Origin of the sequence: Nocardioides kongjuensis, from assembly GCF_013409625.1 — a bacterium.
GTDB classification, from domain to species: domain Bacteria; phylum Actinomycetota; class Actinomycetes; order Propionibacteriales; family Nocardioidaceae; genus Nocardioides; species Nocardioides kongjuensis.
The window spans coordinates 4,545,750-4,559,303 of record NZ_JACCBF010000001.1 but is presented as its reverse complement, the minus strand read 5'-3'; the positions used below and the strand labels follow the sequence as shown (position 1 = coordinate 4,559,303).

General features: G+C 72.5%; 15 protein-coding genes. 5 read left to right on the top strand and 10 right to left on the bottom strand.

All coding sequences use genetic code 11. From position 1 onward, the window contains the following. The first annotated feature begins 64 nt into the window (after window positions 1-64). From BJ958_RS21850 to BJ958_RS21840, 3 genes are read left to right on the top strand one after another with little or no spacing between them, the layout of a single operon-like run. Window positions 65-1,456, top strand: coding sequence for a 13E12 repeat family protein (locus BJ958_RS21850; RefSeq protein ID WP_179728945.1), 1,392 nt, complete (start codon window positions 65-67; stop codon window positions 1,454-1,456). A gap of 35 nt (window positions 1,457-1,491) precedes the next feature. After that, a complete protein-coding gene (locus tag BJ958_RS21845; RefSeq protein ID WP_246319086.1) occupies window positions 1,492-1,947 on the top strand; it encodes a DUF4383 domain-containing protein in 456 nt (151 codons plus the stop codon). Beyond that, the gene (locus BJ958_RS21840; protein ID WP_179728944.1) at window positions 1,944-2,150 is read left to right on the top strand and encodes a hypothetical protein; all 207 of its coding nucleotides are present in this window, start codon (window positions 1,944-1,946) and stop codon (window positions 2,148-2,150) included. The genes BJ958_RS21845 and BJ958_RS21840 overlap by 4 nt, the downstream gene beginning before the upstream one ends. An 18-nt stretch (window positions 2,151-2,168) precedes the next feature. Here the strand turns inward: BJ958_RS21840 and proC are convergent, their stop codons facing one another. From proC to BJ958_RS21825, 3 genes are read right to left on the bottom strand one after another with little or no spacing between them, the layout of a single operon-like run. After that, window positions 2,169-3,002, bottom strand: a complete 834-nt coding sequence (proC, locus tag BJ958_RS21835) for a pyrroline-5-carboxylate reductase (RefSeq protein ID WP_179728943.1) — start codon at window positions 3,000-3,002, stop codon at window positions 2,169-2,171. Beyond that, the gene (locus tag BJ958_RS21830) at window positions 2,999-3,619 is read right to left on the bottom strand and encodes a TetR/AcrR family transcriptional regulator (protein ID WP_179728942.1); all 621 of its coding nucleotides are present in this window, start codon (window positions 3,617-3,619) and stop codon (window positions 2,999-3,001) included. Before BJ958_RS21830 ends, proC begins: the two co-directional genes overlap by 4 nt. Then, on the bottom strand, window positions 3,616-4,224 hold the full coding sequence (locus BJ958_RS21825; protein ID WP_179728941.1) for a TetR/AcrR family transcriptional regulator: 609 nt from the start codon (window positions 4,222-4,224) through the stop codon (window positions 3,616-3,618). The genes BJ958_RS21830 and BJ958_RS21825 overlap by 4 nt, the downstream gene beginning before the upstream one ends. A gap of 109 nt (window positions 4,225-4,333) precedes the next feature. Between BJ958_RS21825 and BJ958_RS21820 the strand changes: the two genes are divergently transcribed. Further along, window positions 4,334-5,383 carry an agmatine deiminase family protein gene (locus BJ958_RS21820; protein WP_179728940.1) on the top strand — a complete coding sequence of 350 codons (1,050 nt, stop codon included), beginning with the start codon at window positions 4,334-4,336 and terminating at the stop codon, window positions 5,381-5,383. Continuing rightward, a complete protein-coding gene (locus BJ958_RS21815) occupies window positions 5,380-7,071 on the top strand; it encodes an amidase (RefSeq protein WP_179728939.1) in 1,692 nt (563 codons plus the stop codon). Before BJ958_RS21820 ends, BJ958_RS21815 begins: the two co-directional genes overlap by 4 nt. A gap of 74 nt (window positions 7,072-7,145) precedes the next feature. Here the strand turns inward: BJ958_RS21815 and BJ958_RS21810 are convergent, their stop codons facing one another. From BJ958_RS21810 to BJ958_RS21780, 7 genes are all read right to left on the bottom strand, one after another. After that, entirely contained in the window at window positions 7,146-8,483 is a 1,338-nt protein-coding gene (locus BJ958_RS21810; RefSeq protein ID WP_179728938.1) for an MFS transporter, read from the bottom strand. Between the two features lie 75 nt (window positions 8,484-8,558). Beyond that, window positions 8,559-9,071 (bottom strand): flavin reductase family protein, encoded by a 513-nt coding sequence (locus tag BJ958_RS21805; protein ID WP_218865934.1) that lies wholly within the window; start codon window positions 9,069-9,071, stop codon window positions 8,559-8,561. A gap of 13 nt (window positions 9,072-9,084) precedes the next feature. Further along, a complete protein-coding gene (locus BJ958_RS21800; RefSeq protein ID WP_179728936.1) occupies window positions 9,085-9,441 on the bottom strand; it encodes a cupin domain-containing protein in 357 nt (118 codons plus the stop codon). Further along, complete coding sequence (locus tag BJ958_RS21795) at window positions 9,438-10,910, bottom strand: 4-hydroxyphenylacetate 3-hydroxylase family protein (RefSeq protein WP_179728935.1); 1,473 nt, start codon at window positions 10,908-10,910, stop codon at window positions 9,438-9,440. Before BJ958_RS21795 ends, BJ958_RS21800 begins: the two co-directional genes overlap by 4 nt. Beyond that, a complete protein-coding gene (locus BJ958_RS21790) occupies window positions 10,910-11,602 on the bottom strand; it encodes a DUF2848 family protein (protein WP_179728934.1) in 693 nt (230 codons plus the stop codon). The genes BJ958_RS21795 and BJ958_RS21790 overlap by 1 nt, the downstream gene beginning before the upstream one ends. After that, entirely contained in the window at window positions 11,599-12,411 is an 813-nt protein-coding gene (locus BJ958_RS21785) for a carbon-nitrogen family hydrolase (RefSeq protein ID WP_179728933.1), read from the bottom strand. The genes BJ958_RS21790 and BJ958_RS21785 overlap by 4 nt, the downstream gene beginning before the upstream one ends. Window positions 12,412-12,525: 114 nt before the next feature. Next, window positions 12,526-13,509, bottom strand: coding sequence for a helix-turn-helix transcriptional regulator (locus BJ958_RS21780; protein ID WP_179728932.1), 984 nt, complete (start codon window positions 13,507-13,509; stop codon window positions 12,526-12,528). Between the last annotated feature and the right edge of the window lie 45 nt (window positions 13,510-13,554).

The following is a 13,554-nucleotide window of genomic DNA, read 5'->3' as shown; positions in this document are numbered from 1 at the left end:
GAAACAAGGCGAAACTCGCCGCACGACACTGGCTGTTCGAACATGTGTGCGATAGAATCAAGCCATGATCTCGGACCTCTCGGAAGCCACGCCGGAGCAGCTGCTCCACGCGGCCGAGGGGCGCGTCCGCGTGGCCCGTCAGGTCGAGGTCGACAAGCTGGAGTTGCTGCTCGCCTGGGCCGACCTGCATTCGGGTGACCCGCAAGCCGAGCCCGGCGCCGTGCCCGTCAGGTTCGGCGGTCCGCGGTTGATCATCCTCGGTGGGGACGGGACGCCGGAGGTCCAGGACCTGGCGTTGGTCGAGATCGCGATCGCCCGCCACGAGGGCGTGCTGACCACCCGCAACGCCCTGGCTGATGCGTTCGACCTGCGCCACCGCCTCCCTGCCGTGTGGGCCGGCGTGAAGGCCGGACGCTGCGAGATGTGGGTGGTCCGCAAGGTCGCCCGCTGGTCCCGCAAGCTCGACCGCCACCAGGCCCGGATCGTCGACGACGCGGTCGCCGCCGCGTTGGACGAGGCACCCGCACGGATCCTCGCGATCGCCGAAGCGAAGATCATCGAGGCCGACCCGGCCGCCCACGCGAAGCGGATCAGCGACAACCGCAGGGGCAAGGGCGTCTGGTACCCGAAACCCCGCCCCGGGGCGCAGGTCGAGGAGACCGAGAACACCGCTGGTCTGGGCACGGTGTTCGCCCGTCTCGACGAGGCCGACGCGATCGAGCACGCGGCCATGGTCGAGCACCTCGCCACCGCGCTGGCCGAACACGCCGCACCGCCCGCTGAGGGCGAGGAGCCGCTGGGGATGGACCACTGGCGGGCCGAGGCCTTCGCGATGCTCGCCGACCCCGCCGCCGTCCTCGCGTTCCTCCATGGCGTCGAAGCGGATCCCGAGCCCAGTAGCGCTCCGGCCGCGGAGATCGTCGTCCACGTCGCCCAGCAGTCCGACGGCACCCTCGGCCCCTTGGCCCGCGTCGAAGGGCTCGGCCCGCGGCTCCTCGACCAGGTCCGCGACCTGCTCCGCCGCCACGCCCACGCCACCCTCACCCCCGTCATCGACCTCCACACCGGCAGGTCGGTCAACGGCTACGAACACCCCACCGACGTCAAGAAGCGCACCGAGCTCCGCACCATCGGAGACGTGTTCCCCCACGCCACCGGCCTCTTCACCCGGCACGGCCGGGCACCCGACCACGACCACACCACGCCCTACGACAAGAACGGCCCACCCGGCCAGACCGGCGACCACAACGACACCCCACTGTCGCGCCATCACCACCGAGCCAAGACCCACCTCGGCTACACCGTCCTGCAGCTCGGACCCGACAAATGGGTCTGGGGCACACCCCACGGCCTCCACCGCCTCGTCACCGGCAGCGGCACCACCACCATCACCCGAGCCGAGTACCACCTGCTCGAGGAACAGGCGATCGTGCTCGCGGGCGACTACGCGGCCTGACGTCTCGCACCACAGGCTCGGGGTACCACCCGGCCATGAACACCTCGCTCGCTCCCACGGCGATGACGACGCTCAGCCAGAAAGCAGCCGCCGTGGTTGCGGGCACGTTCGTCCTCGTCGGCATCCTCGGCTTCGTGCCGGGCATCACCACGCGCTACGACGAGATCACCTTCGCCGGCCACGAGTCGGGCGCCCAGCTCCTGGACCTCTTCGCCGTCTCGGTCCTGCACAACATCGTGCACCTGGCCTTCGGCGTCGCCGGCTTCCTGCTGGCGACCAGCTGGACCGGCGCCCGCGCGTTCCTGATCGGCGGCGGCGCCGTCTACCTGCTCCTGACGATCTACGGACTCCTGGTCGACCGCCACGAGGACGCGAACGTCGTGCCGCTCGACAAGGCGGACAACTGGCTGCACCTCGTCCTCGGCCTCGGCATGATCGGGCTCGGCTTGTTCCTCGGCCGTGACGACAACGAAGCGACGGACCCGCGATGAGCGCCGGCACGAGCGACCCGGCCGTGGAGTACTGGACCACGGCCATGGCGTCGGTCCGCGAGGAGGAGCACCGGCGCAGGGGCGTGGTCCTGCCGGTCGCCCTGCACGTCACCGCTGCGCTCGGCGCGGCCGTCGCCGGCTACCTCGGCGGCCACGTGGTGGGGGCCCGGAGCCTCGGCCGGGCCCACCACCACGGGCGGTGACGTGCCTGCCCGGGAGCGTCAGGAGCCCGTGATCTCGCGGGTGATCTCCTTCGCCCGCGCCTCCGCGGCCGCGGTGCCCGCGGCCACGACGTCGCGCATGCCGCGCGCTTCGAACGCCGCGATCGCCCGCTCGGTGCTGCCGTTCGGGCTGCTGACCGCACGCCGCAGCGCGGCCGGGTCGGCGTCCGGGTCGTCGAGGAGCCGACCCGCCCCGGCGACGGTGTGCGCCGCGAGCGTCCGGGCCAGGTCGGCCGGCAGGCCCAACCGCTCCCCCGCCTCGGCCATCGCCTCGGCCAGGTAGAACACGTACGCCGGTCCCGACCCGCTCACCGTCCCGACGGCGTCGATCTGGTCCTCCTCGACCTCGACCACCAGGCCGACGGTGGCGAACAGGTCGGCGACCTGCTGGACGTCGGACGGCCGGGCATGGGCGCCGGCGGCGAGGGCCGTGACGCCGTGACCCACCCGGGCGGGGGTGTTCGGCATCGACCGCACCACCGGCTGTCCCGCCGGCAGGGCCGCCTCGATGCTCGCCAGCGGTACGGCGCCGGCCACGCTCACCACCACCGCCGCGGGGTCCAGCACGCTCGCGACCTCCGCCACCACCTCCCGGACCAGCCCCGGCTTCACCCCCAGCACCACCAGGCCGGCGCCGGTCGCCGCACGCGCGTTGGCGTCCGTCCCGTCCGTGGCTGTCGCGGTCACGCCGTAGGTGTCGGCGAGCCAGGTCGCGCGGGTCGTCGTACGGACGGTCGCGCGGACCCGGTCCGCCGGGAAGCCGCTCCCGAGGAGCCCGGCCATGATGGCCTCGCTCATCGAGCCGCAGCCGAGGAAGGCGATCGTCGTGCTCATGGCGCCATCCTGCCAAGGGCCCGCCCGTCGTCCTGCCCTCGGAGCGAGGACAGGAGGAGGTCGAGAGCGGCGCGCGCCTGCTCGGTGGTCATCATCCCGGCGAGCCAGCGCTGGCTCAGTCCCTCCACCGCACAGGTCAGCGTCCGGGCGACGAGGTGCGGCTCGAGGTCGGTCCGCAGCGAGCCGTCCACCATGCCGCGCAGCACGCCGACGGCGATCTTCTGGTCCCACCCGGTCGTGACCCGCTCGAGCGCCGGGTGCAGCTCGGACTGCTGCGCCGAGGAGGCGGCGACCTCGTTCCACAGCAGGTTGAGGCTGCGGACCGCCGGCGCGTCGTCGAACTCGGCGAGGAGAGCGGCCCGGAGCGCGTCGTACCCCGTGCCGTCGGGCTCGCCCTGCAGCAGGTTGACCGAGGGAGCCCGCTCGTTGGCGTACTCGAGCGCCGCGGCGACGAGCGCCTCGCGGTTGGGGAAGTGGTAGTAGAGCAGCTGGGTCGTGACCCCGGCCGCCCGCGCGACGTCCTTGACGGCGAACGAGGCGATGCCCTGGGCGCCGATGACCTCGCAGGTCGCCGCGAGGATCCGGGTCCGGCTGGTCTCGGCGGTCGCCTGGCTCATCCCCGCGCTCCGGCCGCTCCGGCGAGCACGACCGGGACCATGGCGGCGACCAGCTGCCGGGCCTCGGCCGGCTGCAGCGTGCCCGACAGGACGCGCTGGCGCAGCCCGTCGGCGAGCGCCGTGAGCACCTCGGCCACGCGCGCGCGCTCGACAGGGTCGCCACCTCCGCCCCGGGCGAGGTCGACGAGGTCGGCCACGCCCGCCATCCAGCGCCCGGTGGACTGCTGGACCGCAGGCAGCAGGTCGGGGTCGAACACCGCAGCCTCGAGCGCGGCGCTCCGGACCCGCCCCCGGGCCGCGCCGTCGCCGTCCGGCAGGCCGATGTGTCGCTGCAGCTCGTCGACGAGGTGGGCCAGCGGGTCACGTCGGCCCGCCGGTCCGGCCTCGGCCGCGTAGCGGTCCAGCGCCTCGGCGAGGCCGGCGCGGACCAGGGCCTGCCGGTTCGCGAAGTGGTAGTAGATCAGCCCCGGGGACACACCGGCCGTCGCGGCGACGTCGTCGATCCGGACCCCGGCGACGCCTTCGGCGTGGATCGTCGCGACGGCGGCGTCGAGGATCTGCGCACGCGTCGCGGCGCGCTTGGAGGCCAGCGACGCGGAGGACATGGCGCCCATCGTAGGAGGCGTGTCAGCGGTCCCCGGCCGCGGCCGCGGCGCACCCGTCCGCGACAATATTGAACTTGTCACTAGTCGATACTAGTTGTACCTTCGATCCATGACGTGGCGCATGCCTGCTGAATCAGCTCCCCACGAGCGCACCTGGATGGCCTTCCCCTGCGCGGGGCCGACGCTCGGCGACACCCCCCAGGCGGCCGAGGAGTGCTACCGCTCCTGGAGCGCGGTCGCCCACAGCATCGCCGCGTTCGAGCCGGTCACGATGGTCGTCGACCCGAGCGAGACCGGCCGCGCCCGCGACCTGCTGGGCTCGGACGTGGAGATCCTCGAGGCGCCGCTGGACGAGTTCTGGATGCGCGACGTCGGCCCGACCTTCGTGCTCGACGCCGACCGGCCCGAGGTGCTCGGTGCCGTGGACTGGATCTTCAACGGCTGGGGCGACCACGAGTGGTCGCAGTGGCGCAAGTCGGCGGGAATGGCCCGGATCGTCGCCGAGGCCAGCGGCGCCGAGCTGGTCAGCTCACTCCTCGTCAACGAGGGCGGCGGCATCCACGTCGACGGCGCGGGGACCGTGCTGCTGACCGAGACCGTGCAGCTCGACCCCCGCCGCAACCCGTACGCCGACCGGGCGCGGGTCGAGGCCGAGCTCGCGCGCACCCTCGGCGCGACGCACTTCGTCTGGCTGCCGCGCGGCCTGTCCCGCGACTACGAGCAGTTCGGCACCAACGGCCACGTCGACATCGTGGCCGGGATGCCGGCGCCCGGGCAGGTCCTGGTCCACCACCAGCCCGACCCCGACCACCCCGACCACGCCGTCACCCGCGAGCTGCGCGCCTTCCTGGCCCAGCAGACCGACGCCGCCGGGCGCCCGTTCGAGATCGTCGACGTGCCCGCCCCGGAGACCATCACCGACGACGAGGGCTTCGTCGACTGGAGCTACATCAACCACCTCGTCGTCAACGACGGCATCGTGGTCTGCGGGTTCGGCGAGGAGAAGGCCGACGCCGTGGCGCGCGAGATCCTCGAGCAGGCCTACCCCGGCCGCCGCGCGGTCACCGTCGACTCGCGGGCGATCTTCGAGCGGGGCGGCGGCATCCACTGCATCACCCAGCAGCAACCGGCCCTCCGCACCGAGGGCGCGACGCGATGATCGAGGTCTTCGAGGCGAGCATCGCCGAGCTGCGCGCCGCCCTCGAGTCGGGCGAGACGACCAGCGTGGACCTGGTGCGCGCCTACGAGGCCCGGATCGCGGCCTACGACGCCCCCGGCACGCCGACCGCCCTGAACGCCGTCGTCGTGCGCAACCCCGACACCCTCGCCGAGGCGGCCGCGTCCGACGCGCGGCGAGCACGCGGCGAGTCGCTCGGGCCCCTCGACGGCATCCCCTACACGGCCAAGGACAGCTACCTCGTCCGCGGCCTGACCGCAGCGGCCGGCTCGCCCGCTTTCGCCGACCTCGTCGCCCAGCGCGACGCGTTCACCATCGAGCGGCTGCGGGCCGCCGGCGCCATCTGCCTGGGCCTGACCAACATGCCGCCGATGGCCAACGGCGGCATGCAGCGCGGTGTCCACGGACGCGCCGAGAGCCCCTACAACGAGGCGTGGCTGACCTCGGCGTTCGGCTCGGGCTCGTCCAACGGGTCGGGCACCGCGACCGCCGCGTCGTTCGCGGCGTTCGGGCTGGGTGAGGAGACCTGGTCGAGCGGCCGTGCTCCGGCGTCCTGCAACGCCCTGTGCGCCTACACGCCCTCGCGGGGCGTGATCTCGGTGCGCGGCAACTGGCCGCTCGTCCCGACCATGGACGTCGTCGTACCCCACACGCGCACCATGGCCGACCTGCTCGAGCTCCTCGACGTCATCGTCGCCGACGACGCGGACACCCGCGGTGACTTCTGGCGCGCCCAACCGTGGGTCCAGGTCCCCGCGTCCTCCAGCGTGCGCCCGCCCTCCTACCGCGACCTGCGCGGATCCTTGGCCGGCAAGCGGCTCGGCGTCCCGCGCATGTACGTCAACGCCGACCCGGAGGCCGGCACCGGTACGACGATCGGCGGACCGACCGGCGAGCGGATCGAGACCCGTCCCTCCGTGATCGCGCTCTGGGAGGCCGCCCGCCGCGACCTCGAGGCCGCCGGCGCCGAGGTGGTCGACGTCGACTTCCCGGTCGTGACCAACTACGAGGGCGACCGCGCCGGCGCCCCGACGATCAGCACCCGCGGCCTGGTGTCCCCCGACTTCCTCCGGCACGAGATCGCCGACCTCTCGGCCTGGGCCTGGGACGACTTCCTCGCCGCGAACGGCGACCCGCACCTGTCCGCCCTCGCCGACGTCGACGGCGCGCTGATCTTCCCCGCCCCGGAGGGCGCCCTCCCCGACCGCTACACCGGCTTCGACGACGACATCGCGTCGTACCCCGCGCAGGTGCGCGAGCACCCGTACGCCGCCTTCACCGACATCCCCCACCTGGCCGAGGGCGTGCGCGGGCTCGAGGAGACCCGCCGCCGCGACCTCGAGGAGTGGATGGACGCCCTGGGCCTCGACGCGGTGGTGTTCCCGGCGATGGCCGACGTCGCGCCGGCCGACATGGACGTCGACCCGGCGTCGGCCGACCTCGGCTGGCGCAACGGCGTCTGGGTCGCCAACGGCAACCTCGCCATCCGCCACCTCGGCATCCCGACGGTCACCGTGCCGATGGGCACCATGGCCGACACCGGCATGCCGGTCGGCCTGACCATCGCCGGCCGCGCGTACGACGACACCGCGCTGCTCGAGCTCGCCGCCGCCTTCGAGGCGACCGGCGAGCGTCGTACGGTGCCGCCGCGCACGCCGCCGCTGGGCTGAGGCCGGGGCCCGCGCTCGCCCGCGGCGCGTCGGGCGTCACGCCCGGGCCGAGGACGTCTGGACCTGTCTGTCTGTCAGCCCTGACCGACGGTGGTCAGGTCGGTCTCGCGGGTCTCCTCGGCGATGAGCGAGGCGACGAGGGAGACCGCGCCCATGGCGGCGAGGTAGGCGCCGATGGCGTAGCCGCTGTCGAACCTCGCGTAGAGCCAGATCGCGACGATCGGGGCGAGTGAGCCGGCGAGGACCGAGGCGAGGTTGTAGGCGAGGGAGACGCCGGAGTAGCGGACCTCGGTCGGGAACAGCTCGGAGAAGAAGGCGCCGATGACCGCGCTGAAGGCCGCGAAGATGAGCAGTCCTCCGGCCACGGCGACGATGGTCAGGCCCGGGCTCCTCGAGTCGAGCAGGGCGAAGAAGACGAAGGCCCACACGATGGTGGCGACCGACGCGACCAGGTAGACCGGACGCCGGCCGATGCGGTCGGCGAGGATCGCGATCAGCGGGATCGCCACCACGGCCCCACCTTGGCCGATCATCACGGCGGTCAGCGCGACGGACTTGTCGAGCTCGAGCATCTTCGTGACGTAGGTGATGACGAACAACGAGTAGATGTAGAAGCCGGCGTTCTCGCCGAAACGGGTGGCAGCGGCGAGCAGCACCGTGCGCCAGTGCTTCCGCACGACGACACCGGCCGGCAGGCCCCTGGGCGCGCTGTCCGCCGTGCGCTGGGCCTGCTCGAACATCGGGGTCTCGGTGACGTAGAGGCGCAGGACCAGGCCGATGACGACGAGCAGCGCCGACAACGCGAACGCGAGGCGCCAGCCCCAGGACTGGAAGGCGTCGTCGGAGAGCGTTGCGCCGAGGATCGCCAGCACGCCGGCGGCCATCAGGTTGCCGAGCGGCGGGCCCACGTTGGGCCAGGAGGCGAAGAAGGCGCGGCGGGCGGAGTCGCCGTGCTCGGAGACGAGGAGCACGGCGCCACCCCACTCGCCTCCCAGCGCGAAGCCCTGCACGAGGCGGAGGAGCACCAACAGGATCGGGGCCGCGATGCCGATGGCGCCGTACGTCGGGAGGAGGGCGATGAGGAACGTGGCGACGCCCATGAGCAGCAGGCTCGCCACCAGCGTGGCCCTGCGCCCGCGTCGGTCGCCGTAGTGTCCCAGCACGACGGCGCCGACGGGCCGGGCGACGAACCCGACGGCATAGGTGGCGAACGCCAGCACGGTACCCATCAGCGGATCGGAGTCGGGGAAGAAGAGGGCCGGGAAGACCAGGGCGGCGGCGGTGCCGTAGAGGAAGAAGTCGTACCACTCGACGGCGGTACCGGCCAGGCTCGATGCCGCGATGACGGGGAGGCTGGTGTGGCCGCGGCGCTGCCGCTCGTTGCTAGGTTGTTCGAGGGTTGCGTTGGACATGTGTTTCTCTCCTGAGGGTGCGTGTCCGGTGACCTCGCCTCGGTGGCTGTTGGCGCAGCCACCGAGGCATTCCTGCTAGAAGAACCAGTGCTCGGGCTCGTGCCCGTGCTGCTGTACGTCGCTGAACTTGCCGCCGAAGAAGCCGAGCGGCTCCCCGTCGCGGGTGTCCAGGCCGATGACGGCGCCGAACACGATCGTGTGGTCGCCGGCCTCGACGACCCGCTCCACGTCGCACTCGAGGTGCGCGAGAGCCTTGGGCACCACGGGGACACGGTGCTCGGCGTACTCGAGCTCGAGGCCGGCGAAGTGGTCCTCGCCCCGGGCCGCGAAGCGCAGCGCGATCGCCTGCTGACGCCGGGAGAGGACGTTGACGACGAACCGCCCCGCCGCCACGGCGGCCTCCGCCGTGCGCGCTCCGTGGTTGAAGCACACCAGGAGCAGCGGCGGGTCGAGGGACACCGAGGTCAGCGAGTTCACGGTCATCCCGTGGGGGATGCCGTCGTGCTCGGTGGTGATCACGGCGACGCCGGTCGCGAAGCGCCCCATGGCCTGGCGCATCGCCATCGGGTCCACGAGCGGCGCGGTCATCGTCACCATCTCCTCAGTCCTCGGCGCGGGCGTGGTAGCGGACCTCGAAGGTCGTCACGCCCTCGTCGGTGCGCCACGGGCCGTGCGGCATGCCCGGCGGTCGGCAGGCGAACTCGCCGGCCACGAAGGTCCTGTCCAGCGTGACGTCGTGGAAGGAGCCCTCGATGATGTAGACCTCCTCCCAGAAGTCGTGCTTCTGCACGCCCATCGGGGTGAAGTCGGCGCCGGGCTCGTAGCGCAGGATCCGGGTCGCCACGCCGCCGACGGGATCGGCCGCGAGGATCCGCTCCTTGATGAGCGGGTCGTCGCCGGGGCACAGCGTGTACTCGACGTCGGTGACGGGGGTGAACTCGATCTCGGGCTTGCTCATGCGGGGACCTCCTGGAGGGCGGGGAGCTCCGTGACGCCGTACGACGCCAGGAACTCGTCGACGGCCGCGACGGGCCGGTCGTAGTCGTAGTTGCGGAAGGCATAGCCCTTCACGACGAAGGGGGCGCCGGAGTAGAAGAGCTCGTAGCTCTGGTGACGACCGGCGAACTCACTGCCGATGGCGTCCCAGGCCAGCTTGAACAGCTTGACCCGCTCCACCGACGAGATGCCGGGGCTGGAGACGTAGCGCTCCATGTCCTGGGCGGTGTCCGGGTTCTGGAGCTCGGCGACCGACGAGGGCACCTGGAGCACTCCCCCGCCCACCAGCTCGCGCAGGATGCCGATGACGCGCGGGTGGAGCTCGGCCTGCAGGCCCATCGCGGCGTAGAGCGACTGCGCGCCCGGCCGGTGGAGGCCCTGCTCGTCGGCGGCGGCGGTGAACTGGGCCGCGTGCAGGGCCGACTCGACGACCGAGACCAGGCTCGCCAGCTCGCCGAGCTTCTCGACGACGCCGGGGAACCGGTCGACGCCGTTGACCGCGGCGACCTTGCGGGCGATGCCGGCGAGGAAGCGGAGCTTGGTCGCGAAGCGGATCTGGGCCTGGAAGTTGCCCAGGACGTGGGCACCCGTGTCGAAGAACTGCTGGCGCAGCCCGGGCACGTCCTTGTAGACGAAGACGTCCTTCCACGGGATGAACACGTCGTCGAAGACGAGCAGGGCGTCCGTCTCGTCGTACCGCGTGGTGAGCGGGTAGTCGAAGTCGCTGGTCGCGCCCGTGGCGTAGGGCCGGCGGCAGTAGAGCCTGAGTCCGTCCGTCGCGACCGGCACCGTGAAGGAGATCGCGAAGTCGGTGTCCTCGGGCGTCAGCGGCTTGATGCAGGAGACCAGGATCTCGTCGGCGACGGCGCCGCCGGTGGCGAGCATCTGGGCGCCGCTGACGACGATCCCGTCCTCGCGCTCCTCCTTGACGCCGACCTGGACGAAGTCGCCGTCCCAAGCGTGCGCGGTCGTCGCGCGGGAGACCTGCGGCGGGATGATCGCGTAGGAGACGTAGAGGTCGTTCTCGACGACGCGGCGCTGGAAGGCCACCACGTTCTCGGCCAGGCCACGCTCGGTGGCGAAGGCCTCCGGGTGCGATGCGAAGGCAGCCACGAAGGCACCGACGTGGTCGGGCGAGCGCCCCACCCAGCCGTTGGTGTGGTCGGCCCAGACCTGCGCGGCGGCGCGCCAGGCGGTGAGGTCTTCGGCGGTGCGCGGGGCGACGTAGAGGCGGTTGACGGGGTTGCCGGTCACCTCGTCGGTGACCTGCATGCCGTTGGCGGGGTCGGCCGCGAGGTCGAACAGCTCACCCACGGTGCGCGCGATGGGCGCGAAGGCCGGATGGGTCGTCACGTCGTCGACGGGCGAGCCGTCGACGATGACCTGACGGCCGTCGGACAGGGACTTCAGGTAGTCGGCGCTGGTGCGCATCAGCTGCTCCTCCCGGGAGTGGTGACAGAGACGGTGTAGGCGAGCTCGATGGGGGCGTGGCCGGGGACCTCGAGCTGCATGCGCCAGTCGCGGCCGTAGCGGAAGGTGCCGTCGAGCAACGGCTTCGTGCCGCCGAAGAGGACCAGCGCGACGTCGCCGGTGCCGCCGATCTGGTCCCACTCGGCGAGGACCTGGGTGATCGGGAGCATCGAGGCGAGGGTGCCCTCCTGGTAGAGCTCGTCGTCGACCCAGCTGCGGACGACGATCGCGTCCCAGTCGACCAGGGCCGGCGGGTCGCCGAGCTCGATGACCGTCGTGGCGATCGGCTTGGGGCAGGCAGCCTTGGAGAGCTGGATGCCGACGGTCTCCATCTCGCGGTCGGTGTGGTCCGAGCCCACGGTCAGGTAGTAGGTGCCGTTGGCCCGGATCAGGACCGGCTCGACCTCGCCGGAGGTGGCGGAGCCGCCGACCTCGACCTCGTCACCGGTGGTCAGTCGGTCCACGTCGAGCGGGTAGAACGCGGGGATCGTCTCCGGTTCCGGTACGCCGATCGCGGCGAGCTCGTCGATGTGGTGGCGGACCGCCTCCTGGTCGCGGCCGGTGTAGCCGGCGACGACGAGGTGGGTCGGCGCGACCTCGACCTCGGCACCGTCGGCGGTGCTCAGGCGCAGGCGCGTCGCGGTGGTGCTCATGCGTACTCCTTGGTGGTGGTGGTGGCAGACCAACGGCGGTCGGCCAGGGCGGGGAACTCGGCGCGGAAGGCTCGCGGAAGGGTGGGGTCGAGGTCGGCGTACGTGAAGCCCTCGTCGGCACCCGCCTCGACGATCACCTCGCCGGTGGGGGCGACGACCCGGCTGTGGCCGCCGAGGAGCACACCCTGCTGCTCACCGACGGCGTTGCAGGCGATCAGGTTGACCTGCTGCTCGACGGCGCGCGCCGAGGTGAACAGGCGCCAGTGCTCGAGGCGGGCCGCGGGCCAGGCGGCGCAGACGACGACCTGCTCGACGCCCTCGTCGACCAGGCTTCGGTAGAGCTCGGGGAAGCGCAGGTCGTAGCAGGTCGTGACACCGGTGGGCACCCCCGCGACCGGGCCGACGCCGATGCTGTCGCCGGGCGTGAGGAGCTGGGACTCCCGGGAGCCGTAGCCGAACAGGTGGACCTTGCGGTACTCGGCGACGAGCGCACCGTCGGGTGCGAGAACCACCGACGTGTTGTGCAGCCGGCCCGCGGCGTCGACCTCGACGAAGCTGCCGACGTGGACGAAGGCCTGCACCGCGGTGGCCCAGGTGCGGGCGGCCGCGAGAGTGGCGCCCTCGAACGGCTCGGCACGCTCGGCGTACTGCTCGAAGGAGAAGTAGCCGGCGGTCCACATCTCCGGCAGGACCAGCAGGTCGACGTCACGAAGGGCACGCTCGGCGAGCACGGTGCGGTCGACGCGGGCGAGCCGGTCCCGGACGGACTCGTGGTCCGGACTGGCGAGCTGGAGGAGGGCGATCTGCATGCCCCCACCCTCATGTGACCGCGACCACACCCGATATCGGAAGTGCGACGGGGCGCACTCGGATTCGCGCGACCGCGCGCGTCAGGACCGGGTCAGCGCCGGGTCAGCGCCGGGTCAGCGCCGGGACGAGAGCAGCGCCGAGGGCGTGAGTCCGTACCGGGCCCGAAACGCGGCGCCGAACTCCCCGAGGTGGAAGAACCCGCACCGGTAGGCCACGTCGGTCACCGAGAGACCGGGCGCACCGCTGGCCAGCAGGGCGTGGGCGCGCTCGAGCCGCTGGGCACGCAGCCACTGCACCGGCGTGGTGGCCAGCTCGGTGCGGAACGCGGACTGCAGGCTGCGCACGCTCGTCCCGCAGGCCTCGGCCACGGCGGTGACGGTGACCGGCTCGCCGATCCGGTCGACCATGAAGTCCATCGCCTGCCGCACGCGCGGCGAGACCGGCCTGCCCGCCTCGGGCCGGGGCGCGGTGGTGCGGTTGTTGGGCTGGGCGAGCAGCAGGGTCTCGATGAGGAGCTGCTCGAACTGCCACAGCAGCTGGGGCCGGTGCTCGACCGCCGTGGAGTCGACCAGGCTGACCGCTGACTCCAGCAGCCCGTCCAGGCTGCCGATGCCGTCGGCCAGGGCCAGCTCGAAGTGGACCGGACCGACCTCCCCGGTGAGCGCAGCGGCGACCGACTCCACCCGCGTGCGGTCCAGGCGGACCACCACCTGGTCCCAGTCCTGGTCGAAGGCGAACTCGAACTCGCGGTGCGGACCGATGATGACACCACGCTCCGGGGTCGCCACGGCCACCGCGTCGCCGTACCGGAACCGGCCGGCGCCGGCGACCGGCAGCGTGAGGAGGTAGTCGTCGAGCACCCCGTCACCCGAGCTCACCGTGACCTGGGCGCCGTAGCGCAGCAGGTTGACCGAGACGTCCTGCAGCGGGACGTGGGTGAGCCGGGTCGCCAGCGGGCTGCCGGCTTCGTGGACGGTGAGCGTGTGCGGGCGCAGCGCACCGGTGCAGGCCTCGATCACCTGGTCGGCGTCCCCCGTGCCCGCGAGCACGGATCGCCCGTGGTCCACCGTCAGCCGGGCGAGGGCAGGGACTCCCATCGCACCTCCAGGCGGCTCGGCGGGCGCTCGGACGGGTCAGCACCT

What these genes read in the sequence shown, in the direction of transcription:
- BJ958_RS21850 (WP_179728945.1), top strand. Translation starts at nt 65, where the DNA reads ATGATCTCGGACCTCTCGGAAGCCACGCCGGAGCAGCTGCTCCACGCG.
- BJ958_RS21845 (WP_246319086.1), top strand. Translation starts at nt 1,492, where the DNA reads ATGAACACCTCGCTCGCTCCCACGGCGATGACGACGCTCAGCCAGAAA.
- BJ958_RS21840 (WP_179728944.1), top strand. Translation starts at nt 1,944, where the DNA reads ATGAGCGCCGGCACGAGCGACCCGGCCGTGGAGTACTGGACCACGGCC.
- proC (WP_179728943.1), bottom strand. Translation starts at nt 3,002, where the DNA reads ATGAGCACGACGATCGCCTTCCTCGGCTGCGGCTCGATGAGCGAGGCC.
- BJ958_RS21830 (WP_179728942.1), bottom strand. Translation starts at nt 3,619, where the DNA reads ATGAGCCAGGCGACCGCCGAGACCAGCCGGACCCGGATCCTCGCGGCG.
- BJ958_RS21825 (WP_179728941.1), bottom strand. Translation starts at nt 4,224, where the DNA reads ATGTCCTCCGCGTCGCTGGCCTCCAAGCGCGCCGCGACGCGTGCGCAG.
- BJ958_RS21820 (WP_179728940.1), top strand. Translation starts at nt 4,334, where the DNA reads ATGACGTGGCGCATGCCTGCTGAATCAGCTCCCCACGAGCGCACCTGG.
- BJ958_RS21815 (WP_179728939.1), top strand. Translation starts at nt 5,380, where the DNA reads ATGATCGAGGTCTTCGAGGCGAGCATCGCCGAGCTGCGCGCCGCCCTC.
- BJ958_RS21810 (WP_179728938.1), bottom strand. Translation starts at nt 8,483, where the DNA reads ATGTCCAACGCAACCCTCGAACAACCTAGCAACGAGCGGCAGCGCCGC.
- BJ958_RS21805 (WP_218865934.1), bottom strand. Translation starts at nt 9,071, where the DNA reads ATGACCGCGCCGCTCGTGGACCCGATGGCGATGCGCCAGGCCATGGGG.
- BJ958_RS21800 (WP_179728936.1), bottom strand. Translation starts at nt 9,441, where the DNA reads ATGAGCAAGCCCGAGATCGAGTTCACCCCCGTCACCGACGTCGAGTAC.
- BJ958_RS21795 (WP_179728935.1), bottom strand. Translation starts at nt 10,910, where the DNA reads ATGCGCACCAGCGCCGACTACCTGAAGTCCCTGTCCGACGGCCGTCAG.
- BJ958_RS21790 (WP_179728934.1), bottom strand. Translation starts at nt 11,602, where the DNA reads ATGAGCACCACCGCGACGCGCCTGCGCCTGAGCACCGCCGACGGTGCC.
- BJ958_RS21785 (WP_179728933.1), bottom strand. Translation starts at nt 12,411, where the DNA reads ATGCAGATCGCCCTCCTCCAGCTCGCCAGTCCGGACCACGAGTCCGTC.
- BJ958_RS21780 (WP_179728932.1), bottom strand. Translation starts at nt 13,509, where the DNA reads ATGGGAGTCCCTGCCCTCGCCCGGCTGACGGTGGACCACGGGCGATCC.